General features: G+C 71.1%; 25 protein-coding genes and 1 tRNA gene. 15 read left to right on the top strand and 11 right to left on the bottom strand.

What is annotated here, in order from left to right; genetic code table 11:
* Nucleotides 1-45 precede the first annotated feature (45 nt).
* From BJZ21_RS21435 to BJZ21_RS21785, 3 genes are read right to left on the bottom strand one after another with little or no spacing between them, the layout of a single operon-like run.
* Nucleotides 46-843 (bottom strand): glycosyltransferase, encoded by a 798-nt coding sequence (locus BJZ21_RS21435; RefSeq protein WP_218851498.1) that lies wholly within the window; start codon nucleotides 841-843, stop codon nucleotides 46-48.
* The gene (locus tag BJZ21_RS13710) at nucleotides 840-2,183 is read right to left on the bottom strand and encodes a PIG-L family deacetylase (protein ID WP_179664263.1); all 1,344 of its coding nucleotides are present in this window, start codon (nucleotides 2,181-2,183) and stop codon (nucleotides 840-842) included. Before BJZ21_RS13710 ends, BJZ21_RS21435 begins: the two co-directional genes overlap by 4 nt.
* The gene (locus tag BJZ21_RS21785; RefSeq protein WP_179664262.1) at nucleotides 2,180-3,241 is read right to left on the bottom strand and encodes an acyl-CoA dehydrogenase family protein; all 1,062 of its coding nucleotides are present in this window, start codon (nucleotides 3,239-3,241) and stop codon (nucleotides 2,180-2,182) included. Before BJZ21_RS21785 ends, BJZ21_RS13710 begins: the two co-directional genes overlap by 4 nt.
* Nucleotides 3,242-3,360: 119 nt before the next feature.
* Here BJZ21_RS21785 and BJZ21_RS13700 point away from each other — a divergent pair, with 119 nt between their 5' ends.
* The 3 genes from BJZ21_RS13700 to BJZ21_RS13690 all read left to right on the top strand — a co-directional run bounded on the left by BJZ21_RS13700 (nucleotide 3,361) and on the right by BJZ21_RS13690 (nucleotide 5,972).
* Entirely contained in the window at nucleotides 3,361-4,017 is a 657-nt protein-coding gene (locus BJZ21_RS13700) for a LuxR C-terminal-related transcriptional regulator (protein ID WP_179664261.1), read from the top strand.
* Nucleotides 4,018-4,251: 234 nt separating this feature from the next.
* Nucleotides 4,252-5,109: a sigma-70 family RNA polymerase sigma factor gene (locus BJZ21_RS13695; protein WP_179664260.1), complete on the top strand. Its 858-nt coding sequence runs from the start codon at nucleotides 4,252-4,254 to the stop codon at nucleotides 5,107-5,109.
* A gap of 212 nt (nucleotides 5,110-5,321) precedes the next feature.
* Nucleotides 5,322-5,972 carry a ribonuclease FAU-1 family protein gene (locus BJZ21_RS13690; protein ID WP_179664259.1) on the top strand — a complete coding sequence of 217 codons (651 nt, stop codon included), beginning with the start codon at nucleotides 5,322-5,324 and terminating at the stop codon, nucleotides 5,970-5,972.
* A 69-nt stretch (nucleotides 5,973-6,041) separates the two neighbouring features.
* On the opposite strand, the gene BJZ21_RS13685 is transcribed toward BJZ21_RS13690, so the two are convergent.
* Nucleotides 6,042-6,118 (bottom strand) — tRNA-Arg (locus BJZ21_RS13685).
* Between the two features lie 255 nt (nucleotides 6,119-6,373).
* Nucleotides 6,374-6,586, bottom strand: coding sequence for a hypothetical protein (locus BJZ21_RS13680; protein WP_179664258.1), 213 nt, complete (start codon nucleotides 6,584-6,586; stop codon nucleotides 6,374-6,376).
* A gap of 91 nt (nucleotides 6,587-6,677) precedes the next feature.
* Here BJZ21_RS13680 and BJZ21_RS21430 point away from each other — a divergent pair, with 91 nt between their 5' ends.
* The 4 genes from BJZ21_RS21430 (at nucleotide 6,678) to BJZ21_RS20625 (ending at nucleotide 9,063) form a co-directional block, all read left to right on the top strand.
* Nucleotides 6,678-6,809 (top strand): hypothetical protein, encoded by a 132-nt coding sequence (locus tag BJZ21_RS21430; RefSeq protein ID WP_281380841.1) that lies wholly within the window; start codon nucleotides 6,678-6,680, stop codon nucleotides 6,807-6,809.
* A gap of 496 nt (nucleotides 6,810-7,305) precedes the next feature.
* Nucleotides 7,306-8,334, top strand: coding sequence for an FtsX-like permease family protein (locus BJZ21_RS13675; RefSeq protein ID WP_218851497.1), 1,029 nt, complete (start codon nucleotides 7,306-7,308; stop codon nucleotides 8,332-8,334).
* A gap of 10 nt (nucleotides 8,335-8,344) precedes the next feature.
* Nucleotides 8,345-8,644 carry a response regulator gene (locus tag BJZ21_RS20630; RefSeq protein WP_218851496.1) on the top strand — a complete coding sequence of 100 codons (300 nt, stop codon included), beginning with the start codon at nucleotides 8,345-8,347 and terminating at the stop codon, nucleotides 8,642-8,644.
* A gap of 14 nt (nucleotides 8,645-8,658) precedes the next feature.
* Nucleotides 8,659-9,063, top strand: a complete 405-nt coding sequence (locus BJZ21_RS20625; RefSeq protein ID WP_218851495.1) for a winged helix-turn-helix domain-containing protein — start codon at nucleotides 8,659-8,661, stop codon at nucleotides 9,061-9,063.
* 35 nt (nucleotides 9,064-9,098) lie between these two features.
* Here the strand turns inward: BJZ21_RS20625 and BJZ21_RS13665 are convergent, their stop codons facing one another.
* Nucleotides 9,099-9,671: a hypothetical protein gene (locus tag BJZ21_RS13665; RefSeq protein ID WP_179664257.1), complete on the bottom strand. Its 573-nt coding sequence runs from the start codon at nucleotides 9,669-9,671 to the stop codon at nucleotides 9,099-9,101.
* A gap of 310 nt (nucleotides 9,672-9,981) precedes the next feature.
* Between BJZ21_RS13665 and BJZ21_RS13660 the strand changes: the two genes are divergently transcribed.
* The 7 genes from BJZ21_RS13660 (at nucleotide 9,982) to BJZ21_RS21780 (ending at nucleotide 16,387) form a co-directional block, all read left to right on the top strand.
* Nucleotides 9,982-10,659, top strand: coding sequence for a response regulator transcription factor (locus BJZ21_RS13660; RefSeq protein ID WP_179664256.1), 678 nt, complete (start codon nucleotides 9,982-9,984; stop codon nucleotides 10,657-10,659).
* Nucleotides 10,652-12,019: an ATP-binding protein gene (locus tag BJZ21_RS13655; protein WP_179664255.1), complete on the top strand. Its 1,368-nt coding sequence runs from the start codon at nucleotides 10,652-10,654 to the stop codon at nucleotides 12,017-12,019. The genes BJZ21_RS13660 and BJZ21_RS13655 overlap by 8 nt, the downstream gene beginning before the upstream one ends.
* A 77-nt stretch (nucleotides 12,020-12,096) precedes the next feature.
* Nucleotides 12,097-12,411, top strand: a complete 315-nt coding sequence (locus BJZ21_RS13650; RefSeq protein ID WP_179664254.1) for a PepSY domain-containing protein — start codon at nucleotides 12,097-12,099, stop codon at nucleotides 12,409-12,411.
* A gap of 734 nt (nucleotides 12,412-13,145) precedes the next feature.
* The gene (locus BJZ21_RS20620) at nucleotides 13,146-13,667 is read left to right on the top strand and encodes an ATP-binding cassette domain-containing protein (protein WP_246298504.1); all 522 of its coding nucleotides are present in this window, start codon (nucleotides 13,146-13,148) and stop codon (nucleotides 13,665-13,667) included.
* Nucleotides 13,622-14,449 (top strand): Mu transposase domain-containing protein, encoded by an 828-nt coding sequence (locus BJZ21_RS13640; protein WP_246298503.1) that lies wholly within the window; start codon nucleotides 13,622-13,624, stop codon nucleotides 14,447-14,449. Before BJZ21_RS20620 ends, BJZ21_RS13640 begins: the two co-directional genes overlap by 46 nt.
* The gene (gene istB, locus BJZ21_RS13635) at nucleotides 14,449-15,312 is read left to right on the top strand and encodes an IS21-like element helper ATPase IstB (RefSeq protein WP_281380840.1); all 864 of its coding nucleotides are present in this window, start codon (nucleotides 14,449-14,451) and stop codon (nucleotides 15,310-15,312) included. Before BJZ21_RS13640 ends, istB begins: the two co-directional genes overlap by 1 nt.
* 100 nt (nucleotides 15,313-15,412) lie before the next feature.
* A complete protein-coding gene (locus tag BJZ21_RS21780; RefSeq protein ID WP_179664253.1) occupies nucleotides 15,413-16,387 on the top strand; it encodes a helix-turn-helix domain-containing protein in 975 nt (324 codons plus the stop codon).
* A gap of 608 nt (nucleotides 16,388-16,995) precedes the next feature.
* Here the strand turns inward: BJZ21_RS21780 and BJZ21_RS13625 are convergent.
* From BJZ21_RS13625 to BJZ21_RS20615, 5 genes are read right to left on the bottom strand one after another with little or no spacing between them, the layout of a single operon-like run.
* Nucleotides 16,996-17,718 (bottom strand): response regulator transcription factor, encoded by a 723-nt coding sequence (locus BJZ21_RS13625; protein WP_179664252.1) that lies wholly within the window; start codon nucleotides 17,716-17,718, stop codon nucleotides 16,996-16,998.
* A 9-nt stretch (nucleotides 17,719-17,727) separates the two neighbouring features.
* On the bottom strand, nucleotides 17,728-20,352 hold the full coding sequence (locus tag BJZ21_RS13620) for an FtsX-like permease family protein (RefSeq protein WP_179664251.1): 2,625 nt from the start codon (nucleotides 20,350-20,352) through the stop codon (nucleotides 17,728-17,730).
* Nucleotides 20,349-21,062, bottom strand: coding sequence for an ABC transporter ATP-binding protein (locus BJZ21_RS13615; protein WP_179664250.1), 714 nt, complete (start codon nucleotides 21,060-21,062; stop codon nucleotides 20,349-20,351). Before BJZ21_RS13615 ends, BJZ21_RS13620 begins: the two co-directional genes overlap by 4 nt.
* Nucleotides 21,059-21,709, bottom strand: a complete 651-nt coding sequence (locus tag BJZ21_RS13610; RefSeq protein WP_179664249.1) for an ABC transporter ATP-binding protein — start codon at nucleotides 21,707-21,709, stop codon at nucleotides 21,059-21,061. Before BJZ21_RS13610 ends, BJZ21_RS13615 begins: the two co-directional genes overlap by 4 nt.
* 7 nt (nucleotides 21,710-21,716) lie before the next feature.
* Nucleotides 21,717-22,121 carry a hypothetical protein gene (locus BJZ21_RS20615; RefSeq protein WP_218851489.1) on the bottom strand — a complete coding sequence of 135 codons (405 nt, stop codon included), beginning with the start codon at nucleotides 22,119-22,121 and terminating at the stop codon, nucleotides 21,717-21,719.
* Nucleotides 22,122-22,506: 385 nt separating this feature from the next.
* Between BJZ21_RS20615 and BJZ21_RS21035 the strand changes: the two genes are divergently transcribed.
* Nucleotides 22,507-23,823, top strand: coding sequence for a HAMP domain-containing protein (locus tag BJZ21_RS21035; RefSeq protein ID WP_179664247.1), 1,317 nt, complete (start codon nucleotides 22,507-22,509; stop codon nucleotides 23,821-23,823).
* Nucleotides 23,824-23,836 lie beyond the last annotated feature (13 nt).

Below are 23,836 nucleotides of genomic sequence, written 5' to 3'. Positions count from 1 at the left end.
CGGGGCCCCCGGCGCGCGGTCGAGGACGCACTCGGCCCCGCGCACTCATACTGCGCGGGGCCGTTCCTCTTCTACCCGGCCCGGGGCGCCGCAAACCGCCTCGGGCCCGGTCGCGGGGGCCGGGCGGGTGACGTCGGTCGCGTGCAGGTCGCGGAGGAACCCCGCGAAGCCCCCGCTCACCCGGCTCCGGCGGCGGGCCGAGGTGGTCACCTCGGTGGTCGCGGTCGCGCACCACGGCAGGCCCGCCCGCTGCACCGCCCGGACCAGCAGGACGTCCTCGCCGACGGCGACCGGGGCGAAGCCCCCCACCCGGTGCAGGGCCGCCAGGGAGACCCCCAGGTTCGCGCCGTGGACGTAGGGGTGGCCCTCGCCGAGCGAGTGCACCCGGTGCCACGCGCGCAGCACGGCCGGGTCGAGATCGAGGTGGTCCGGCCGGACCGTGCCGACGACCATCCGGTGCCCGGTGTCGGCGAGCGCGAGCTGCCGCAGCAGCCAGTCGCGGGGCACCACGGTGTCGGCGTCGGTGTTGGCCACCCACACCCGGTCCGCCGCGACGGGGCCGGCCAGCTCGGTGGCCCGACGCACCCCCGCCTGGCGGGCCCGGCCCACGCAGCCGGCGTCGAGCTCGACCAGGTCGATGCCCGCGGCGCGGGTCAGCGCGGCGGTCGCGTCGGAGCACCGGTCAGCGACCACGGTCACCCGGGTGAGGACCTCCGGACGGTGCCGGCGCAGCTGCGAGGTCGCGGCGCGCAGCGAGCGCAGGCAGGCGGGGAGCAGGTCCTGCTCGTCGTGGGCGGGCACGACCACGTGCACCACGGCGTACGGCGGGGCGGGTGCGCTCACGCGGTCGGGTCCGGCCAGAGGTCGGGCGAGCACAGCACCGAGATCTCGACGTCGCGATCCTCGTAGCGCGCGACCTCCGGCGGCAGCCGGCTGGCCCGGAACCGCTCGTGGACGTCGGGCCCGTCCAGGACCCAGCCCTCGACCGGGTGGCGCCAGTGGCAGAGCACCACGGTGCCGTCCGGTTCGAGGCTGTCGCCGATCCGGGCCACGAGCCGGTCGAGGTCACCGGGGCTGAGGAAGTAGCCGACCTCGGAGACCACGACCAGGTCGAAGCGGCCGGCGGGCCACTGGGTCGGCACGTCTCGGACCTCGACGACCGCGTGCGGCAGGTCCGCGAGCCGGGCCTCGGCCCGGGCCGCCGCGGTCGGGCTGCGGTCGACGGCGACCAGCTCGGTGCAGCGGCCGGCCAGCTCCTCGGCGAGCGCGCCGCGCGAGCAGCCGACCTCGAGCCCCCGCCGGAAGGTCGGCCGGGGGAGCGCGGCCAGGGTGAGCTGGCGCTTGCGCTGCTCGTACCAGCGCACGTCGACCCCCCACGGGTCGGGCTGGTCGCGGTGCAGCCGGTCGAGGGTCTCGTCGTCGGCGGCCTCGGTGACGAAGTGCTCGACGGGGGTGCGGAAGTGGGCGAGCACCCCCGCGGGCAGCATCGCCCCGTCCTCGGGGTGCGAGGAGAGCGGCCGGACCTGGCTGGCGTGGGCGTGGATGGCCAGCCACTTGCGCTGGCTGACCTGCGGGGAGAGGTCGACCCGATTCATCCGCGGCCACGGCGCGTCGTCGGGACCGTCCTTGTGCCACATCCACACGGGGTACTCCGCCAGCCGGGCGCCGGTGCGCAGCGCCGCCGCCGCCGCGGCGCGACCGGCGGCCTCGTGGTCGGTGTGCCCGTCACGGCGCCACGGGGCGACCAGCAGCGTGCTGCGGCCGTCGCCGATCAGGTCGACCAGGCTCGAGGTCACCTCGGCCTCGACCTGGGCGACCTTGCCGTCCGAGGCACCCAGGAACACCAGCGGCGCCTCGGGCGCGAGGATGCCCAGGGCGCGCTCGGCCTCCGCGAGGCGCCGGGTGGCCAGCGCGTGCCGGGTCAGGGTGGGGGATTCGGGGTGCGAGGCCTCGCCGGCGGTGAGCAGCACGACGTAGACCGAGAGGCCGACGGCGGAGGCGGTGGCGATCAGCCCGCCGGCCCCCAGGCTCTCGTCGTCGGGGTGGGCGGCGACCACGACCAGCCGGGTGCACGGGACCTCGCCGTTGACCAGCGTGAGCTCCGGCACCGTGCCCCAGGCGGGGTGCCGGCGCCACTCCTCGGCCGCGGTCCCCGTGCCGTCGTGGGTGAACGAGGCGGTCACCAGGGCGACCCCTCCGCGGGCAGGTCCTCGACGAGGCGGGCTCCGAGCGCCGCCGCGTCGCGCTCGGCGTGGTGCTGGCGCAGGTAGAGCCGCAGGTCGGCGACCCGCCCGGCGTGCACCGGCTCCAGCGAGAGCGGCCCGGGCCCCAGGCCGTGGTCGACGGCGGTGAGGACCCGCTCGGCCGCGTCCGCCACCACGTGGCGCAGGCGCAGCGCCAGCAGCGCGCCGGTCTGTCCGCCGGCCGCCCCCTCGTCGACGCGGAGAGCGGCCTCGACCAGCGCCGAGCGTGCGGCGGCCAGCGCGGCGTCGACCGTGCCGAGGTGCATCAGCGCCACCTGGTCCGGGGTCCGCTCGCGCGCCGCCTGCAGCAGCCGGCGCGCCACGCCCACCGCCCCGCCGTACCAGATAGCGGCCACGCCCATGCCACCCCAGGCGAAACCGTCGCGCTGGAGGTACCATCCGGGCGCGCCCACGGCCCCGGCCGGTACGTCGGTGAAGCGGACCGGGCCCGAGCGGACCTCGCGCAGCCCGCGGGCGTGCCAGGTGCCCTCCAGGGGCTCGACCCCGGGGTGGCGCAGGTCGACCGCGAAGAGGCCACGATGGCTGTCGTCGACCCAGGCGGTGACCAGCGCGTGGGTCAGGTCGCCGGCCAGCGAGCACCACGGCTTGAGCCCCGCGAGCCGCCAGCCCTCGCCGTGCTCGCGCGCCTCCAGGCGGGCGCCTGGCCCCTCGGCGGCGTACACGCCCCAGCTGGTGTCCTCGTCCGGCGCCGGGGCCCCGGACTCGGCGAGGATCGCCAGCGCGTCGACGTGCGGCTCCATGATCCGGGCCACCGAGAGGTCGGTGGCCGCCACGGTCGCCAACGCCTCCCAGAGCTCGGTGGTGGCTCCGCGGCCGGGAAGCGGGAGCCGGCTGCCCCAGGTGCGGGCCAGCTCGACGGCCGCCGCCGGCAGGTCGTCGGCCGCGGCGCGAGCGGCTTCGGCGACGAAACCGAGCGAGGCGGTGACCAGGCCGGGTTCGGGGCGAAGCACGACGGGCGAGGGGGACTCGTCGGGCACAGCTGTCCTTTGTCCTTCGGATCGGGGTGCGGCCGCCCGGACGGGTGGCACGTCAGGTTAGGAGATCACGACACGTGGTCGCCTCCTCCTCGCGGGTGAACGGTGAATAGAGTTGGGCCATGTCCACCGACCAGACGTCGCCGATCAGGCTGGCCATCGTCAACGACTACGAGATCGTGGTGGCGGGGGTCGCGGCGATGCTGACGCCGTACTCCGACCGCGTGGCGATCGTCGAGCTCGACTCCGGCATGCCGGTGGCCAGCGACGTCGACCTGATCCTCTACGACACGTTCGGCCAGGTCCAGGGCGACGGTGTCGACCTGGACAGGCTGCTGCACGGCAACGACGCGCGGCTGGTGGTCTTCAGCTGGAACGTGCAACGCGACCTGGTCCAGCGCGCCCTCGAGCACGGCGCGGCGGGCTACCTGTCCAAGGGCATGACCGCCGAGGAGGTGGTCGACGCGCTCGAGCAGGTGGCCGAGGGGAAGATCGTGATCCCGGCGGACCGGCGACTGGACCACCACTCGGGTCAGTGGCCCGGCCGCGAGCACGGCCTCACCGAGCGGGAGGCCGAGGTGCTGGCCCTGATCACCCAGGGGCTGAGCAACCAGGAGATCGCCGAGCGGACCTACCTCAGCATCAACTCCGTCAAGACCTACATCCGCACCGCCTATCGCAAGATCGGGGTGGTGCGCCGCTCGCAGGCGGTGGTGTGGGGCATGCAGCACGGCTTCGAGCCCGATCGGACGCGCGTGGTGGAGTCCGCCGGCGACTGAGCCCTGCTCCCGGGAGCTGCGGGGGCCTCGATCCCGGGTCGCGGCGGGACGTCGGCCTTGAGATCTGGAGAGCAAGGGACGGATGGGGGTCTCCGGGGCCGCTGTGACCTGAGGATTCCCCAAGACTCTCGGTGAGGATGTGTGATCCTCGCGAGAACGGGCACGGGCAGGGGAGTACGTCATCTGCTCCGCTGAAACAGTCCGGTGGGCGATCGCACGACCTCGGGAGCCCGCATGACCATCGCAGCTTCGCCATCCCCCGCCCCGGACACCTCCTTCGCAGACCTCGGTCCCGAGCGCTCCGGCACGCTCTCCCTCCCGCGCGAGAGGAGGATCCGGCTGACCGCGGAGCTGCTGCAGCAGGCCGCGGACACCCGCGACGCGGCCCGGCGCGAGGAGATCCTCGACCGTGTCGTGCTGATGAACATGGGCGTCGCGCGCACCATCGCGCACCGCTACGGCCAACGCGGCGTGCCGAGTGAGGATCTCGAGCAGGTGGCCTACCTGGCCCTGACCCGGGCGGCCCGCCACTTCGACGTCTCGATGCACCACGACTTCCTCTCGTACGCCGTGCCGACGGTGCGCGGCGAGATCCGCAAGTACTTCCGTGACCTCGGTTGGTTCGTGCGCCCGCCCCGCCGGGTGCAGGAGACCCAGTCGAAGGTCGTCGCGGCCCGCGACAGCCTGAGCACCGCCGGCGGGCGGCCGGTCACGGCCGCGGAGATCGCCGAGAAGCTCGGGGAGGACGTCGCGACCGTGGAGGAGGCGCTCGCCGCCCAGGGCTGCTTCACCCCGACCTCGCTGGACCTGCCCGTGCACGACGGCGCCACGGCCACGCTCGGGGACGAGCTGACCGACTCGGTGGTCGACGGTCTCGGTGCCGCCGAGGCGAGGGTCGTGCTCGCGCCGCTGATGCGCAGGCTGTCCGATCGGGACCGCCGGATCGTGTGTTTGCGGTTCTTCGTCGACCGGACCCAGCAGGAGATCGCCGAGGAGATCGGGGTGACCCAGATGCAGGTCTCCCGGCTGCTGGCCCGCATCCTGCGGGACCTGCGCCGCATGATCGAGGAGGAGGAGGCGGTCGCCTCCTGAGCGGTGAGGGATGACCGGGAACCGACGGGGGAGACGGCCCCCGGCCATCACGGCAAGCCTACGTCGGCGGCCCGCACGATCCGACAGCGCGCAGCGGCGCGGCGAACGGATGAGACCGATGATCTGCTCGCGACGCCGAGCGCGTGCCTCACTCGCTGATGTCCGACACCCCGGACGGCGAAGGTGGGGCGGGCGCATGCTTGGGTCGGCGCATGTTCTGGCAACCGGGTGAGCACGTCTACTGGCACTACCGCCGCCCACGCTGGGAGCCTGGCGACGCCGAGTACGTCGACCCGGTGACGGTTGTCCGCGACGACGACCGTGGCTTGGTCGCCTGGCTCGCGCCGGGGACCGAGCTACTGAAGTCGGTCTTGCCAGACGGAGGGCCGCCAAGATCTGCGCCGCCGGACGTTGCGTTCTCGATCGGCCGGGTCTCCGCGCGTGGTCGTTGGCAGGGCCCGGGCATTCTGCGCATCGCCCCGTCCGGGGTGCCGTGGAGCGTCTGGCTGTTCTGGGACGAGGACTGGACCTTCGAGGGCTGGTACGTGAACCTCGAGGCGGTCCATCGTCGGGAGGGGCGCGATCTGTTCTCCTGCGACCACGTGCTGGACGTCTGGATCGCCGCGGGCGGCGACTGCCAGATGAAGGACGAGGACGAGCTCGAGGCCGCTGTCGAGCAGGGGCTGTTCACCCCGGCGGAGAGACAACAGATCGAGGACGCCGCCGGCGCCGCCCTGCGCACGTTTCGGGCCGGCCGGTTCCCCTTCGACGAACCGTGGTCGGACTGGCGCCCTGATCCCGCCTGGGAACGGCCGAGCCTCCCCGACGACGCCACGTGGGAGTTCGACCAGCTGGATGCGTAGCCCGGTGGTGGGGAGATGCCGGATCCGCTGACCGGCGGATTCGTGGGCTCCGCTCGACTTCGCGAGTGGTGGCGCCCCCGGCAGGACTCGAACCTGCGACCTAGAGATTAGAAGGCTCTTGCTCTATCCAGCTGAGCTACAGGGGCGGGGGGTAGGAACTCCAGTCGAGCAAAACATAGGAAATCCAGCTTTGTAGTTCTGCGCGCCCGGGGGCCTACCCGGCCGCCAGTATGCCGCATGGGGAACGGGGCCACGGCGGTCCCGTGCAACCGCGCCTCCGGCGATCGTGGGCGCGCTCCCTAGTAGGGGGCCGACGGATTTCGACGAGGCTCGCAGGCGGCGAGGTGACGCAGGCGGTCGCTCCGAACGCCACCGGCTTCAGCAGGAAGTGGGCCGGCTACCTACTCCTCGTCCGCCGTCGCGACCCCTTCGGCCGAGCCCTGGACCAGTTCAAGGGCTGGCCGGTACACGAATGGCACCCAGTAGTCACCGAAGCGCGGCTCGAAGAAGCCGATGACCACGAGTTCCTCGGCGAGCCTCGCTGCCTCGGCTTCCGGAACCCCCCAGACCGCGGCCAGGCTCGCGGCGTTGTGGCGCGTCTTCTGGCCCTCCATCTTCTCGATGTAGGGACGCAACGTCGGGTGCTCTGCGTACAGAGTCTGCCGAAGGCGCGCCTCTGACGACAGGGCAGCGGGAGCACACGTCGTGAACGTGCTGCTCCAGGCCGCCGACCAGCTGGGGGCCGGACTGGTCCTGGCCACCCACGACGCGACGGTGGCCGAGCGCCTCGACGCAATCTGGAAGATGCACGACGGAGAGCTGGTGATCACCTCATAACGTGGATCTGGCTGGCCGGTCTCCTCCGCAGGAGGCCCGCTCGGGTGCTCGCGGCGGCGGGGGGGCATCGGAATCGCCGTTGCGCTCGTCGCCGGGCTAGGCAGCTTCCTCGTCACCTCCGAGTCCACGATGACGCAGCGAGCGGCAGCCCAAGTGGCAGTGGACTGGCAGGTGCAGGTCGCGGCCCACCACAACCCGGCGCCGGTGCTGCGCGCCGTGCGGGCGACCCCAGGCACCGTCTCGGCGCTACCGGTCGGCTTCGCCGACTCCCCGGGCCTGCGCGCCACCGCGGGAGGCACCACCCAGGAGACCGGCGCCGCCCGCGTGCTCGGCCTTCCCCAGGGCCTTGCGCACACGTTCCCGCTGGCGATCCGGCTGCTGACCGGGCACGCCCAAGGTGCGCTGGTCGCCCAGCAGACCGCCGCGAACCTGCACGTGGGCCCCGGGCGACCGAGTGCTCGTCCGGCGCGCCGGCCTCCCGGCGTACTCCGTCAAGGTGGCCGGCATCGTAGAGCTCCCTCAGGCCGACTCCCTGTTCCAGCGAGTGGTGGCCCCGCCCCAGTCGCAGCCGGCCGCGCCTCCGGACAACGTGGTCCTTCTCCCCGCCGCCCGGTTCGCCTCGGAGTACACCCGGATGGCTCACACCCGGCCGGACCTGGTCACCACCCAGATCCATGCGGTCCGTGACCACGCCGGCCTTCCTTCCGACCCCTCCTCCGCCTTCATCGAGGAGACCGGTGCGGCCAACAACCTAGCGTCCCGCCCGGACGGCGTCCTTGTCAGCGCCGAGACCGTGAACGACTTCCAGCTCAATCAGGGCGACCTCATCCGGCTCCGGCTGCAGGACGCGAAGACCCACACCTACCGGACCGTGCCGTTCCACTACGTCGGCATCGTCAACGAGTTCCCGACCGCACCGAAGGACAGCTTCCTGGTGGCCAACTCGGGCTACGTGGCGCAGCAGACCCACAGCAACGCTGTCGGCACCTTCCTCGTCAACACCGGGGGCAGCGATGTGAACGGCGTGGCGAGCCGGATCAGGGGCGCGATCGGCACCAGCGGCAGTGTCGCCACGTTCAACCAAGCACGCGGGCTCGTCGGGTCCAGCCTGACCTCCGTGGATCTGTCGAAGCTGACGCGGCTCGAGCTCGGCTTCGCGCTGCTGATCGCGGCCGCCGCGGGCGGCCTCGTCATCGGACTCGGCATCGCCGAACGACGGCAGACCGTCGCTGTGGCCACCGCCCTGGGCGCCACCCGACGGCAGGTACGCCGGTTCGGGTCGGCCGAGCCCGTCTACGTGCTGCTCGTGGGCACCGTGTGCGGGCTGACCGCCGGCTGGGGACTCTCCTACCTGCTCGTCAAGGTCCTCACCGGCGTCTTCGACCTACCGCCCACCGTGCTCTCGTTCCCGTGGGGCTACCTGACGGCACTCGTCCTCGTGACCGCCGCGGCGGTCGGGGTCGTATCGGCGGCAGTTGTGGAGCGCGCCCGCCGACAGGCGCGGGACCTGCTGAGGACGATCTAGGCTGCCTGTCGTGGCGCAGGTGCTGGTCGTTGAGGACGAGGCGAAGATCGGCGCACTGCTGTCCTCGGCCCTGGAGGCCAATGGCTCCGGCGTGACGTGGTGCCGAGACGGCCGGGCGGCGCTGTCGGCGGTGAACGCCCGCGCCTTCGACCTCGCGCTGCTCGACCTCGGGCTTCCCGACGTCGACGGCATCGAGGTGTGCCGGCTGCTGAAGCGTCGCCAACCCCAGTGCGTGGTGGTCGTGCTCACCGCTCGGCGCGACGAGATGGACGTCATCGAGGGCCTGAGTCGGGGGCGGACGACTACCTGACCAAGCCGTTCCGCATGACCGAACTGCTGGCGCGGGTGCGGGCCCATCTGCGGCGCGCCTCGGTGGGTGACTTCGTGACCGGCGTCTTCACCAGCGGAGACCTCACTCTCGACCCGGCCGCGCGGCGACGCCTGGTCGGCGGCCGCGAGGTGCCTCTGCGGCCGAAGGAGTTCGACCTCCTGGCACGGCTGGCCTCGGACGCCGGGCGCGCTGTGACTCGCGAGGTGCTGATGGACGATGTCTGGGACCGCAACTGGTTCGGCTCCACGAAGACCCTGGGTGTCCACGTCGCCGCGCTGCGGCGGCGGCTCGCCGAGGCTGCCGAGCTCGTCGAGCCGCCCGCCCGGGTCCCTGCCATCATCACGTTGCGCAACCACGGCTACCGGCTGGACGTGGAACCTGGTCCGGCGGCCGACTGACCTTGCGGCTACGCCGGGGCCCCAGGTGCCGGGCGTCAGGGCCGGTGCACCGAGACCAGGTGGAACGACTCGTGGCCGCCGGCCATGTCGCCCTCGCGGATGATCCCGAGGTGGGGGCCGTAGAACTTCACCGACACCACGCCCTTCTCCAGCCGGCTCCACTCCAGCGACCTGACGACGTGGTGCACGGTGCCATAGGCCACTTTCGCGGTGAATCCCCGCTGCACGATCCAGGCCTGGTCCTCGGCAGACCCGCGCTGGTACTCCTGCCGGTAGGCGTCGGTGGGCCGCGGGTTGTGCGGCATGATCACGCCCGGCACGGCGCCCTTCATGCCCGCCTGCCAGGAGCCCTCGCGGCTCTGCACGTGGCCGTGCTTGTCGTAGGTCGCGGTTCGCTCGCCGAAGTACCAGACGTTGCCGGTGTTGTCGGCGGCGTACCAGTCGGACGTCTTCTCGGCGAGGCTGCCGTCGGTGCGGCGGAGCACGTCGGAGAGCACCCGGGTGCGGACGCCCTCGATCATCTTCGTGCGGTGGGTGATTGCCAGCGTCTCGCGGTAGTGCTGCGGCCCGTCGGTCCCGCGGTAGCGGAACACCGTGCCCGGAGCCATCGGGAAGTAGACGTTTGGCCTGGGGTGGGCGAAGTGCGCCGGGTCGACTGCGCGGGCTGCGTGAGTGTTGTGTGCTGCATCTGCGGAGGTGGCGATGGTTGCCACCGTTCCGGCCGCACCGGCTGCCAGCACGGCTGCTGCGGTGATGGCGATCCTTGTCCTCATGGGTGTGCTCCTTGGCTTGTGAGCTGATCTCCTGCCTGGCACGAGCCTTCATCACCAGCCCTGAAGCCACGCTGAAGAGCGCGCTCAGACGACTGGGTGCCGGGGTTCAGTGTGTATTCAGCAACGGCGTGGCACCGTTCGGAGCATGCGGATCCTGGTGGTCGAGGACGACAAGCGCGTGGCCTCCGCGGTGCGCCGCGGCCTGCAGGAGCACGGGTACGCCGTCGACGTGGCGCTGACTGGGACCGACGGCCACTGGCTGGCCACCGAGAACGCCTACGACGCGATCGTGCTCGACTCGATGCTGCCGGGGATGAGCGGCGAGGAGATCTGCAATGACCTGCGCGAGCAGGGCGACTGGACGCCGATCCTGATCCTGACCGCGCGGTCGGGCGCGGCGGAGGAGGCGACGGCGCTGGACGCGGGTGCGGACGACTTCCTGGCCAAGCCGTTCTCCTACGTCGTGCTGCTGGCGCGGCTGCGGGCTTTGCTGCGCCGTGGTGGGAAGGAACGGCCGGCCGTCCTGACCGCGGGCGATCTTCGGCTCGACCCGGCCACCCACCGGGCCTGGCGGGGCGATGCCGAGCTCGCGCTCACGCCTCGGCAGTTCTCGCTGCTCGAGTTCTTGTTGCGCCGCAAGGGCGAGGTGCTGCCGAAGTCGGAGATCTTGGCCCACGTGTGGGACTTCACCTTCGACGGCGACCCCAACATCGTGGAGGTCTACGTCCGCCAGCTGCGCACCCGCATCGACGAACCGTTCGGGCGGGCCAGCGTGCAGACGGTCCGGCTGGTCGGCTACCGGATGGACCCCGACGGTGGCTGAACGACGTCTCGCGCCCTCCGTCCGGCTCCGCACCACGCTGCTGGCGGCGGCGCTGGTCGCCGTCGCCCTCGTGGTCGCCTCGCTCGCCCTGGTCGCGACGCTGGACCGCTCGGTGGTCACCAACGGTGACGGCCTGGCGCGTTCGCGGGTCAGCGACCTCGCGGTGCTGGCCCGGCACGGCGACCTGCCGGCCGTGCTAGCCGCCGTCGGAGGCAACGGTGTGGCGCAGGCCGTCACCGCTGGCGGCCGGGTGCTGGCTGCCTCGCCCAACGTCCGGAGCGCGGGCCCGATCACCGGGTTACGCCCTCCGCTCGGCGCGCCTCCCGAGGTGCACACCCTGCGGGGTGCGCCGGACGACAACCAGACCGAGGACTACCGGGTCTGGGTGCAGACCGCGCCGTCGCCCGACGGGCCGGTCACGATCGTGGCCGGCTCGAGCCTGGAGTCGGTGCACGAGGCGTCCCTCGCGCTGCGCCGAGCCCTCTGGGTCGGTACGCCAGTGACCGTGCTCGTGCTGGGCGTGCTGATCTGGCTGGTCATCGGCCGCGCGCTGCGACCGGTCGAGGAGATCCGCGCCCGCGTCGAGAGCATCTCGGGCAGCGCCCTGGACCGGCGGGTGCCCGTGCCGCGAACGCACGACGAGATCGGCCGGCTGGCGGTCACCATGAACCAGATGCTCGACCGGCTCGAGGCGGCCCAGCGTCGGCAGCGCGAGTTCGTGGCCGATGCCTCCCACGAGCTTCAGAGCCCGGTCGCCGCCATCCGCGCCCAGGTCGAGGTCGCGTCGGCGCACCCGGAGGGCACCGACTGGCCGGAGCTCGCGCGCGGCATCCTGGCCGACTGCGACCAGACCGAGCGCCTGCTGCGCGACCTGCTCTTCCTGGCCCGCCACGACGAGTTGGGCGTGATCGAGGCGGCACATCCGCTGGACCTCGACGACTTGCTGCTGGAGGAGGTGGCGCGGGTGCGCCCGATGGCCGCCGTGACGATCGTCACCGGCGGCGTCTCGGCCGCCCCCGTCGACGGGCGCGGCGACGAGCTGCGCCGCATGGTGCGCAACCTGCTCGAGAACGCGGTGCGACACGCCGAGCACCGGGTGACGGTCACGGCGGGCTGCGTCGACGGGCGGGCCCGGGTCGAGGTGCTCGACGACGGCAACGGCGTCCCGGACGATGAGCGGGACCGCGTGTTCGAACGCTTCCACCGCGCCGACCCCTCGCGCGCCCGCGACACCGGCGGCACGGGCCTCGGGCTGGCCATCGCCCGGACGGTCGCGGAGCGCCATGGCGGCACCCTCGACCTCGCGGACAGCCAGCGCGGCGCCCGCTTCGTCGTCGAGCTGCCCCGGCCAGCGCGCTGAGGCCGCGCGCTCATTCAGGGAGGCTTCAGCGGCCGCCGGGCACGATGGACGCTCCGACAACCAGAGGAGTGTCAACCATGAGGAAGCGCTCAGCTGCCCTCGCCGGCGCCGCCGGCGTGACCGTGGCCATCGCCATCGGCGGCGTGGCCGCCGCGACGAACGGCGACGACGGCCAGATCAGCCACCAGTACACCCAGCAGCAGGCCGACGTCGCGAAGAAGGCGGCCCTGGCATCCACCGGCGGCGGCCGGGTCAACAGCCTCGAGACCGACAGCGAGAACGGCGCGACCTACGAGGTGGAGGTGACCAAGCCCGACGGCGACACCGTCGACGTTCGACTCGACGAGAACTACAGCGTGGTCGTCATCGAGGGCGACTCCGAGAGTCACTGAGCGCGCGAGCGGTTCCTCGCCGGGCTCCCGGGTACCCGCCCGCTACGCATCGCAGCAGCTCTGTGTGATGTTTACTTGGCCTCCGCTCTCCACGGGACCCTGATCGTTGCGAACATCCCTGGTTGGCCGTGAGCACGGACTGGAGTCACGACACGTGCCTCGGTTGGGACCTGGTGCCCTGTGGAGGGGTTCAAGCCGAGGCGGTAGGCGATCCGGCGGGGCCCGGCGTCGGGTCACCCGCGGCTTCACGATCCACCGCTGGGCGCGCTGGGGCGGGAGGACCGATCGACCATTCGGGTCTTCACCGACTCGCGGTAGCGAACGGCCCACCGCCGGGCGTTAGCGATGCCGACCGAGGGCCGTTCGGCCGCGGGAGGTAGGTCCAGCCCTTGTCGACGCTGAGCTGAGCCAGACGCAGCGCTACGGCAGGGGTCAGGCGGCGTTGGCGGGCCTCCTCTTGGAGTCGGCGGACCTGCGGCCGCTCACCCGCATGACAATCGGCACGCCCGGCGCCTCAACAGCACCTCTCGGCGGGGACCGAGAGGAGCTGCAGCGCGAGGTACGCGACCGCGTGTCGGGCCAGTCACCGGCGCCGGCAGACGGATCTGCGACCCTGTCAACCGCGGCGGATCCTCGCCGGCGCGAGGCTACGGTGCAACATTGCTCCCTGGCGGTCAACCGAAATCTCGCGCGTGTTCAGCGTGGCTTCAGCGTCAACTTGCGAACCTTGGGTCATGACCCTCGACAACGCCATCGAAGCCGAGGGTCTCAGCAAGTCCTATGGAAATCTGCGTGCAGTCGACTCATTCACTCTGGAAGTTCCGCAGGGCGTGGTGCTGGGTTTCCTGGGTCCCAACGGGGCGGGCAAGACCACGGTCATCCGGATGCTGGCGACCCTGATCGAGCAGGACACCGGCACGTTCAGCGTCGCCGGGGTGCCGGGTTCTCGTCCCGCGGAGTTGCGTCGAAAGGTCGGCGTGCTCGCCGAGAGCGCCGGATACCCCGAAGGGCAGTCTGGCCGGACCTGGCTGACCTACCATGCCGAGCTCTTCGGGCATCGGCGCGTCGCCGCCGAGGGCGGGCGCGGCCGACAGGCTTCTCGCCGATGTGGGTCTGAGCGAGCCCGCGCCTGGCGACGCGGCTCAGTGCGATCTGTGGTTCCCGCCGAAGAAGATCCCGCTCGAGGACGGCACGAAGGCGCCTGCCGGTCATGGTCATCACCGCGGCGCACTCGCGGTTCATGGTCGGACGGATGATCCCGACCCGGCACACCGAGGATCTGCTGTTGGGGATGTGGGAGTTGCTCCAGGAACTCGGCCGGGTTCCGCGACGCTTGATTTGGGACAACGAGTCCGGCATCGGGCGCGGTGAACGCCATGCGCAAGGTGTGGGCGCGTTCACCGGCACCCTGGCCACCACGCTGGTCCGGCTCAAGCCCTACGACCCCGAGTCCAAGGGCATCGTGGAGCGACGCAACGGATTCTTCGAGACCTCCTTCATGCCGGGCCGCGACTTCGCGTCGCCGGCCGACTTTGACGCCCAGTTCACCGACTGGTTGACCAAGGCGAACGCCCGGATCGTGCGGACCATCAAGGCGCGTCCGGTTGACCGACTCGACGCTGATCGGGCCGCGATGCTGCCCCTTCCGCCGGTCGCGCCGGCTGTCGGGTGGGTCAACCGGGTCGGGCTGGGACGCGACTACTACGTCCGCGTCGACAGCAGCGACTACTCCGTCGACCCTGCCGTGATCGGCCGGTTCGTCGATATCCGTGCCGACCTGGCCCGCGTCGAAGTCCGTCACGAAGGACGCCTCGTCACGGCCCATCACCGAGTCTGGGCGCGCGGCCAAACCATCACCGACCCCGCCCACGTCGCCGCCGCGAAGCAGTTGCGCGAGCAGTTCCAACAACCCCGGCCCGCGAGCGATCCGCACGACGGCCTGGTGCGGGACCTGGCCGACTACGACCGCGCGTTCGGCCTCACCTACGGCGGTGCCGACCAGCCGGCCGAGACCCTCGCTGATGGTGAGGTGGCCTGATGGCAGCCAAGACCAAGAGCGACGCGACGGAGGCGCTCAAGCAGCTGACCTACCTCGCATCCGCGTTGAAGGCACCCCGGATCACCGAGTCCGCAGCACGACTGGCCGGCCACGCCCGTGACGCCGGCTGGACCCACGAGGAGTACCTCGCCGCGGTGCTCGATCGTGAGGTCGCCGCCAGGAACGCGTCCGGTGCCCAGTTGAGGATCCGGGCCGCCGGGTTCGCCGCCAGGAAGACGATCGAGGAGTTCGACTGGGACGCCCAACCCGCCGTGCGCCAGCAGATCGCCGCGCTCGCATCAGGTGGGTTCCTCACCGAGGCACGCAACGTCGTCTTGCTGGGGCCGCCCGGCACCGGCAAGACCCACCTGGCCACCGGCCTGGGCATCGCCGCCGCCAACCACGGTCACCGCGTGTTGTTCGCGACCGCGACCGAGTGGGTAGCCCGGCTCACCGACGCCCACCACAGTGGCCGGCCGCCCCAAGAGCTGGCCAGGCTGCGGCGCTACGGGCTGATCATCGTCGACGAAGTCGGCTACCTCCCGTTCGAGCAAGACGCCGCGAACCTCTTCTTCCAACTCGTGTCCAGCCGCTATGAGCACGCGTCGTTGATCCTTACGACCAACCTGCCGTTCAGCGGCTGGGGTGGCGTCTTCGGCGATCAGGCCGTCGCCGCGGCGATGATCGACCGCGTCGTCCACCACACAGCTCCTCGGCGAGCAGCTCGGGGAGCTCTCCGACGTCCTCACCCTGAAGGGCGCCAGCTACCGGCTACGCAACCGCGGCATCGACACCCTGCCCAGCATCCACGAGACCGTGGACCACGAGCAGCACTAGGCCTTAGGAATCACGGGTTGGGGTGACACCCGGTGAGCCTGCGCGTAGGTGTGGGCCACGGAAGACAGTCTCTGGATTGCTGAGATCTAGAGAACAGGAAGTCATTCCGTGGCCCACGAGGACATTGTGTACGACAGGCGTGTCCGGCTCATCGAGCACGCCGCCAAGATCGGGAACGTCAGCGAGGCCTGCCGGGTCTTCGGCGTCTCCAGGAAGACCTACTACGAGTGGGTCAACATGGCCGAGCAATACGGCCTCTCAGCGTTGCTACCGCGTGATCGACGTAGGCCGCACCAGCCGAACGAGATGACCTCCGAGGAGGTCGCGGTGATCCTGTCCGAGGCGATCGCCCGACCGACGCTGGGTCCGAAGTCATTGCTGCGCCACCTCAGGAAGCGTGGTGTCGACCGGTCAGCATCGGGGGTCGCGAAGGTCCTGCGACGGCACAACCTCGGCACCGCGAAGCAGCGCGTGATCGCGTTGGCGTCGTTGACCGCGACCGAGACCGGTCAGCTCACTGAGGCCGCGATGGAGGGCCCGTTCGGGTTCTGCCAGTACGCCTCGCGGCCGGGGCAGGTCGTAGCCCTCGATGCGTTCTACGTCGGCAAGCTCAAGGGCGTCGGCGCGGTATGGCAGCTGACCGCGGTCGACATCGCGACCCGTGTCGCGGTGGTCCAGCTCGTGGTGGGCGACAAGACCGCCGCGGTCACAGCGCTCCTCCTGACGCACTTGAAGAAGGCGCTACGCAAGCACGGCATCACCTTGGAAGGGATCCTGACCGACAATGGCCCCGAGTTTGTCGGCAAGGCCTTCCAGAGCCGCGTGGGCGAGCTGGGGCTCCACCATCACCGGATCCCGCCCAGGTCGCCGAACCACAACGCCGTGTGCGAACGGTTCCACGGCACCGTGCTCGACGAGTTCTACCGCCCGCACTTCCACCGCGGCCGCGTCGAGGACGTCGCTCTGCTCGACCGGTCACTGCAGGCCTGGGTCACCGACTACAACAACGAGCGTCCGAATCACGGTGATTACATGGCCGGCCGGACCCCGCTGCAGGTCAAGAAGGAACTCAAGCGCCGCATCCGACAGACTGCTGCCTGACCATCCGGTCAAGCAAGCCAGAGACGTCGACCTGTCACCCCAACCCGTGCTTCGGAAGCACTAGGCTGCCCCCGCACCGTTCACTTTTCGAGCGTCGGAACCGACCAGAGTTCGAGCGTTGTCGACAATCGCTCGGACAGCGGTGGTCATGTCTGCGACGGTACGCCGTTCCAAGGCGCAGGGAATCGAGTCATCAGCATTCGCCGAAGTTCTGATCGCGGCAGACATGCGACTTGCTGCTGGTCCATTTGGGTTGGACAGCGCGTGCACACGCCGGGCCCGGCACCTGACGGGCCGGTTCCAGCGCCCCGGGACCGATGAGCGTGACTGCCGGACTTCTACGACATCTTCGGCAGCCGGCCATCGCAAGCCGGTCGCCATCAGCGAGACCGCCGCCCTGTACGCACCCCATGCGGGCGGCGCCGACGAGAAGAAGCCCAAGTCCGCCTGGTGGCGCCAGGTGTTCGCCCCGCGTCTGCTCCAGCGGCTTCCCCCGGTGGCCGCGCCTACGTCGCAGGCACGCGCTCACTCAGGTCCGTCGTACACCACTCTTGTGGACTCCACTCCGGTTCACGACCCGCGCCGACAGGCGGTGGAAGGGGCGACCGTCACCGGAATGGGTTGGCTTCCGGGGACTCCAGCCGGTACCCGTGACCGCGCAGGGTCGTGATGGCGGGCACGACTGCGGCCGGCTCGAAGGACTCCGCCGCTTCGCAGAGCCGGTGGCGCAGTGCCGCGATGTGCACGTCGAGGGTCTTGGTGGAGCCGAACCAGTTGCGGTCCCACACGTCATCCATGAGCGCCTCGCGTGTGACCGCTCGCCCGGCTTCGGCGGCGAGGCGTGCGAGCAGGTCGAACTCCTTGGGTCGCAAGGCGACCTCGCGGTCCCTGACCAGGCAGCGTCGGGCCGCGGTGTCCAGGACGAGCTCTCCGCCGGAGAACGTCGTCTGGGAGCCGAAATCACCCACAGATGACCGGCGCAGGTGGGCTCGCACTCGCGCCAGGAGCTCGGCCATCCGGAAGGGCTTCGTGAGGTAGTCGTCGGCTCCTGCTTCTAGCCCCTCGATGACGTCCATCTCGTCACGACGGGCCGTCAGCACCACTACCAAGGACTGGGGTTGGTGTCTCTTGATCAGGCGGCACACCTCGATACCGTCCAGATCTGGCAGGCCGAGGTCGAGCAGCACCAGGTCGAACGAGGCGCCGAGTGCCGCTTGTACCGCTTCTGCCCCCGACCGGAACCAGGTCACCTGGTACCCGTTGGCGCCCAGGGAGGAGACGAGAAGCTGACCGATCTTCTCCTCGTCCTCCACCACCAGCAGCTCGACCATTCCCTGAGCCTAGATCGCGCGCAGCAGGTCGGGTGCCTGGCGCCTCGCACGTTCGATCACCAGGACCGAGACGACACTGACGGCACCTATCGTGCAGACGACCAGGGTGGACAGGTACAGCCACGGAACCGTCAGGGCTGTCGGGGGTGGGTCGAACACGCCGGTGAGCACCTTGACGAGCAGGTAGGACAGCCCCCATCCGGAGCCGAGCCCGCAGAGCGTTCCGATGACGAGCACGAAGGCGGGCTCCGCGAATCCGAACCGACGTACCTGTCGACGGGTGGCGCCCAGTGAGGTGGCGACCGCGATGGCCCGGCGGCGTTCCGCGAGTCCGAGGCCGATCACCAGCCCGCCAGCGGCAGCCGCGATGACCAGGGCGAAGGAGAGTTCGAGACGTGTCAGGTGGCCGAGGTCGACGGAGGTCAGGCTCGATCCCACGAGTCCTCGCGCGTCCCTGATGGTGCCGACCCTGCCGGTCGTGCCGACCACGGCGCGTACCCGGTCTGCGACCGCGGACACGTCGTGTCCGTTGGTGTTGACCAGGAAGGTGCCGACGGCGGCGCTGCCAGTCTGTTGGGCGACGTAGTCGGCGTTGGCGACCAGGAAGCTGTCCTTCGGGGCGGTGGGGAACTCGTTGACGATGCCCACGTAGTGGAAGGTCACCGACTGGTAGGTGTGGGTGTGGGCGTCTTGGAGGCGGAGCTTGATGAGGTCGCCGAGGTTGAGCTGGAAGTCGTTGACGGTCTCGGCGCTCACCAGCACGGCATCGGGTCGAGAGGCAAGGCGTTTCAGGGACTCCGCAGCGGTGGCGCCCTGGAAGTAGGCGTCTTGGAGGGTGGTGGCCCGGGTGAGCATGGCCGGGTCGATGCCGTAGAGGTCCTGCAGGTCGTTGCCGACGTAGGCGAACCGGTGCTGGAGCGGCGAGACGGCCGTGACGCCGGGGATGGAGGAGAGCTTCGTGGCGTCGGCCGGTCGTGCGTCCGCACCGGGGGACTCGGTCACGGTGACGTCGGCGCCATTGGTGAGCTGGGCGTCGACCTCGGCCTGTACTTGGTAGGTCACGTTGAACGTGGCCGTGGAGATCGCGAAGGCCAGGGCGAGCGCAACGAGCACCGCAGAGCGTGCCACGAGCCGGCGCTGTCGCATCAGCATTCCGCTGACGGCACGCGCCAGGGGGCCCAGGAACGGTGTGGCCGCGAGGGCGACCACCGCGCGACCCCGTACGAGCAGGGTGTCCGCGATCCGCCAGCAGAGCAGGGCACCACCGAGCCAGGCCAGGGCCGGGGCGAGGAATGCCCAGTAGCTGACTGAGATCGTGGGGACGCCTTCTGGGGCGAGCACGAGGGTGTACTTGTTGCGGCCTGCCGCCCAGAAGACGGCTAGGCCCAGCGCGATGAGTGCCAGGTCGAGGCCGAAGCGCAACCAGATGGGCCGGGTGCGGTGTTGTTGCCGGTGGCCCTGGTTCGCGGCGAGGGACCTGAGGTCCCGCGCAGCTGGGATGGCGACGACCAGGCCGGCGATCAGCAGACCGGTCAGCGCGGCGGCCAGGTCCCAGGGCCACGAGGTCGCAGCGCCGATGGCCGCCGCGACCCCGAGACCGATCAGGGCGCCGAGCACACCGACAACGGCGGCCTCGACGAGGACGAGCCTGAGCAGCTGGGTGGGGCTGCTTCCTCGCGCCCGCAGGAGTGCCTGCTCCTTGCGGCGTCGCTCGGCACCGGCCTGAGTGATCGCGGCGGTCAGCGCGCCGGCCAGCAGCGCACCCGGCGCACCGAGGAAGAGGAACAGGATCCGTGAGTAGCTGGCGTCCTCGCGTGCCGCGTCCAGGGAGGCGCCCAGGTTGTTGCCCACGATCGCGGCTCCGCTGGTGCGAACCGACAGGTTGTTCGCCGCGCCGGTCTCGGCCACGAATGCGGACGAGGGGTCCGAGGCCAGGGCGGCGTGGTCGCGCTTGACGTGGATCTGGGTGGAGACCAGGTCGGGCCGGGTCCGGGACAGCGCGTGGTAGTGGTTCGCGAACTGTGGCGCTGGCAGCAGGACGACGTTGTCGGGCGGGGCGACCGGCTGCGACTGGCTCGGAGCCCCGACGTCCTGGAAGAGGGAGTCGGCCTGCGGGAGCTCGACGATGCCGGCGACGTGTACCGAGTAGGGGGCACTGCCGGCTCGCTTGACCTCGATCCGGTCACCAGGTGCGACGTGCAGGTTTGCAGCGGTCTGCTGCGCCACGAGCGGTCCGTCGAGGCTACCGGTGAGCAGCCTGATCGAGAGCGGAAAGGTGTCGACGTAGCCCGCCGGGAGCCCGAGCACCTTCGCGGCGCCGGTCTCCTGGGTGGTGCCGTCGGTGGTGGCACGTAGGCCCGGTGAGTCGGCGAACCCCACCGGGAGCGCCTTCAACGTGCCCGGTGCGGCGGTGACGGCTTTGAGGACCGCTGCGGGATCACGATGCGCCGCCACCTTGACCTGCCAGTCGACGGCCACCTGCGCGGCCGCCCGGGTGGTCATGGTGGCTTGGGAGGTGACCAGGAAGCTGCCCAGGCCCGCCACGAGCGCGACGGCGATGGCGATGCCGGCCGCGGCGGCAAGCAGCCGTGCCGGACTTCTGCGGAGGAGACCCGCGAGCCAGAGGTGGATCATGTCGTCACCACCAGCTGGCCGTCGCGCATTCGCCACTGCTCGTCCAGTCGTGCCGCGACGGTGGAGTCATGGGTCGAGACGACGAGGCCGGCACCGAGGTGGGCGGCCGCCTCGAGGAGCACATCGATCACCCGTTCGCCCGAGACGTGGTCGAGCTGGCCGGTGGGTTCGTCGGCGAAGATCAGCCGGGGGCCGCTGGTCACGACCCGGGCGGTCGCGACCCGTTGGGCCTGGCCGCCGGACAGCTCGTCGGGGAGCTTGTCGCCGAGCGCGCCGATGTCGAGCAGCGCCAGTGATCCTCGGGCCCGAGACATCGCCTCGCGGTCCTCGACCCCTTGCAGCAACAGGGGGAAGGCCACATTCTCCGCAGCGGTCAGTCCCGGGATCAGGCTGAGGCCCTGGAAGATCACCCCGGCACGTGACGGGTCCTGGAACGGTCCCCCCGGCCAAGCGGGCCAGGCGATCGTGCCGGAGGTGGGCTGGTCGAGCCCGGCCATCAGCTGCAGAAGTGTCGACTTGCCTGATCCCGAGGGTCCGAGCAGTGCGATCCGGCTCGTCGAGGTGATCGTGCACGAGACTTCGTGCACCGCCACGACCGCCACGTTGCCCTTGCCGAACGTGCGACCGGCGGCCTCGCAGACGACCAGGGTCTCGACCGGTGTCTGGCGGCTTGTGCTCGACCGCACCGATGAGGGAGTTGAGCCGGTCATGCGACGAGGCTCCCGTCGTCGAGGATGAGCACGCGGTCAGCGGTGCGACGGACCGCAGGACTGTGGCTGGCGACCAGGACCGCGCATCCGGCGTCGGCGCGGTGGCGCACCAGCGTCAGGAGGCGGGCTTCGGTCGCCTCGTCCAGCTCGCCGGTCGGCTCGTCGGCGAGCAGCACTGCCGGTGCGTTGACGAGCGCGACGCCCAGCGACGCACGGGCCAGCTCGCCGCCGGACAGCTGGTGGGGCCAGGCCTTGGCCCGGTGGTCGATTCCCAGGTCGCTCAGGAGCTCCTGGATGCTCGCCCTCCCACCGCGGATGTAGCGGGCGAGGCGCAAGTTGTCGGCCAGGGACAGGTGCGCCACCAGGTTGCCCGACTGTGCCATGGTGCCGATGTGGCGTCCCCGCAACGCGGCGCGGGTGGCCTCGGAGCGGCCACTCATCCGGTGTCCTTCCACCCAGACTGTCCCGCCCGACGGTTCGTCGGTGCCCGCCAGGCAGGCCAGCAGGGTCGACTTGCCTGAGCCCGAGGGTCCAGAAAGTGCCACGACCTCGCCGGGCAGGATCTCCAGGGAGACCCCCTGGACGGCGAGGGTCTCCTCGTCACCTGCTCGGTAGAAGCGGTAGAGGTTCTCCGCACGCAAGCTCATCGGCTGCTCACTTCCACTGCAGGGAGTCGGAGACGATCCGCCAGGGGTCGACGTTGTCGGCGTGCTGGGGGCCGGTGAGGGTGAGGATGGCCTCCTGCCCCTGGTGCCAGAACTCGAAGCGCTCGGCCACGTCGCGCACCACCTTGTCCGTGACCGGGTTGGGCGCGGAGTCGAGTAGGTAGGTGATGTGGACGGCGGGGCCGTGGGCGCGGGTGACCATGCTGACCTCGCCCGGCGCGAAGTTGGGGACGGACCGTCGCAGCTCCGGGATATCCTCCCGCTTCGCGCTGGCCACCGTTGGCGCCGTTGCTCGCTTCCGCACCTTGATGCTGATGCTGTTGTACTTGTCGGTGAACGTCGTGACGGGACCAGAGGTGGATCGTGCCCAGCCCTCCGGGACCGAGAAGTGCACGGCGGATCCCGGTGCGGTGTGGTCGACGAAGACCGCGTTGTCGGGGATGTCGCCCGGTGGGTTGAACTCCGTGGCGTGCGGCGCAGACGGGGACGCCGAGGACGAACCGCCTGATGATGGCGACGGCGCGCCGGACCCGCCACCGGTCCCCGGGGTGGCTGCTTGTGAGGTGGCCGCGGTTGCCGGGTCCGCGCTGGGCGAAGTGCCGGTTCCGGAGCTGCAACCCGCCGTGAGGACTGCGAGAGCGATGAGCGCGGCAGCGGGAGGGGCGTTGGTGGGTCGCATGAGACCAACCTAGAAATCCGCGGGCCAGGGGTTGGCCAACGCCGGGTTAGCGTTCGGCAAGAACGCCGGCCGTGGGGCGTCGCGGTGAGAGGCTGTCGGCGTGCGCCGCCGGATCCTGACCGTAGCCCTGTCGGCGGTCGTCCTCGCGGTCGCACTTCTCGGTCTGCCGCTGGCCATCGCGATCCAGCGGAACGCGGTTGCCGCAGAGCGCAGCGAGCTCGAGCGCGCGGCGCTGCAGGCCGCCGTGATGGTCTCGCCCAGCTACCGCACCGGGGATCCCGTCGAGCTCCCCCCGGCACCGGCCGGCAGCCAGGTGGGGCTCTACTCCGCAGACGGGACACGGGTCGCGGGGACCGGCCCGTCCCGGCTCGAGCCTCCGGTCGGCAGGGTGGTGGGAGGCGCCGTGGTTGACGCTGCCACCGAGCACGACCTGGTCGAGGCGGTCCCGGTCAGCGTGGACGAGCACGTGATCGGCATCGTCCGGGCCGCTTCCCCCCGCTCCGCAGTACGCGCCACCATCCTCAGGGACCTGCTCGCGCTCGCAGGCCTGGCCCTGCTGGCACTGCTCGGTGCCGGGTCGCTCGCCTTCGGGCAGTCGCGGCGACTCACCAGACCGATGCGGGCACTCGCGATGGCAGCCAGGGATCTGGGTGCCGGCGACTTCTCCGCCCGCCCCCCCGTGAGCGGCGTGAGCGAGATCGACCAGACCGCAGACGCTCTCGCTGCCACGGCTCGACGCCTCTCCGAGCAGATCGCTCGGGAGCGCGCCTTCGCGACCCGGGCCTCCCACCAGTTGCGGACACCACTGACCCGGCTGCGCCTCGAGCTCGAGGCCGGGCTCGAAGGGGATGTCACCGCACTCGTACCCGCCGTCCGCGAAGCGCTCGTCACCGCCGACCACCTGTCCCAGACGATCGATGACGTGCTCGCGCTGGCCCGGGAGCGACCCGAGGTGTCCTCGACCTTCGACGTCGACCACCTCCTCACAGAATGCGTGGCCCAGTGGCAGGGGATCTTCGCGACCGCCGACCGCCCACTGCGCCTGATCATCGACGACCCGCCGGTGGCCTCGGCGTCCCAGGTCGCGGTGCGCCAGGTGCTCCAGGTGCTGATCGACAACGCCTACCGTCACGGCCAGGGCGCGGTCACTCTGACCGGCCGCGAGAGCGGCGACGCCGTCGCGATCGACGTGGCCGACCGAGGCACCCAGCCCTTCACCTGGCCGACCCAGGAGACCTCACCGGGCCGGCTTGGCTTGACGATGGCCCGGGCCCTGGCCGCCTCACAGAACGGTCGACTCCTCCTGGCACACGAACCGTCCGGCACCAGGTTCACGCTCCTGCTCCCCGCTGGTGGTCCAGGAGACGCAGAAGGTGCGGCGAGCAAGAGCCCGCCGCACGTGGCTGGACCGAGCTGACGGCTCGGTCAGG

The sequence above is a fragment of the Nocardioides panaciterrulae genome, from assembly GCF_013409645.1.
GTDB lineage: Bacteria > Actinomycetota > Actinomycetes > Propionibacteriales > Nocardioidaceae > Nocardioides > Nocardioides panaciterrulae.
Note: the sequence above shows the minus strand (reverse complement) of the source record. Positions and strands in the feature narration are given on the sequence as shown.

Coding starts and splice junctions, on each gene's coding strand:
- BJZ21_RS13700 (WP_179664261.1), top strand. CDS start 3,361: ATGTCCACCGACCAGACGTCGCCGATCAGGCTGGCCATCGTCAACGAC.
- BJZ21_RS13695 (WP_179664260.1), top strand. CDS start 4,252: ATGACCATCGCAGCTTCGCCATCCCCCGCCCCGGACACCTCCTTCGCA.
- BJZ21_RS13690 (WP_179664259.1), top strand. CDS start 5,322: ATGTTCTGGCAACCGGGTGAGCACGTCTACTGGCACTACCGCCGCCCA.
- BJZ21_RS13680 (WP_179664258.1), bottom strand. CDS start 6,586: ATGGAGGGCCAGAAGACGCGCCACAACGCCGCGAGCCTGGCCGCGGTC.
- BJZ21_RS20625 (WP_218851495.1), top strand. CDS start 8,659: ATGACCGAACTGCTGGCGCGGGTGCGGGCCCATCTGCGGCGCGCCTCG.
- BJZ21_RS13665 (WP_179664257.1), bottom strand. CDS start 9,671: ATGGCTCCGGGCACGGTGTTCCGCTACCGCGGGACCGACGGGCCGCAG.
- BJZ21_RS13660 (WP_179664256.1), top strand. CDS start 9,982: ATGCGGATCCTGGTGGTCGAGGACGACAAGCGCGTGGCCTCCGCGGTG.
- BJZ21_RS13650 (WP_179664254.1), top strand. CDS start 12,097: ATGAGGAAGCGCTCAGCTGCCCTCGCCGGCGCCGCCGGCGTGACCGTG.
- BJZ21_RS20620 (WP_246298504.1), top strand. CDS start 13,146: ATGACCCTCGACAACGCCATCGAAGCCGAGGGTCTCAGCAAGTCCTAT.
- BJZ21_RS13640 (WP_246298503.1), top strand. CDS start 13,622: ATGGTCATCACCGCGGCGCACTCGCGGTTCATGGTCGGACGGATGATC.
- istB (WP_281380840.1), top strand. CDS start 14,449: ATGGCAGCCAAGACCAAGAGCGACGCGACGGAGGCGCTCAAGCAGCTG.
- BJZ21_RS13625 (WP_179664252.1), bottom strand. CDS start 17,718: ATGGTCGAGCTGCTGGTGGTGGAGGACGAGGAGAAGATCGGTCAGCTT.
- BJZ21_RS13620 (WP_179664251.1), bottom strand. CDS start 20,352: ATGATCCACCTCTGGCTCGCGGGTCTCCTCCGCAGAAGTCCGGCACGG.
- BJZ21_RS13615 (WP_179664250.1), bottom strand. CDS start 21,062: ATGACCGGCTCAACTCCCTCATCGGTGCGGTCGAGCACAAGCCGCCAG.
- BJZ21_RS13610 (WP_179664249.1), bottom strand. CDS start 21,709: ATGAGCTTGCGTGCGGAGAACCTCTACCGCTTCTACCGAGCAGGTGAC.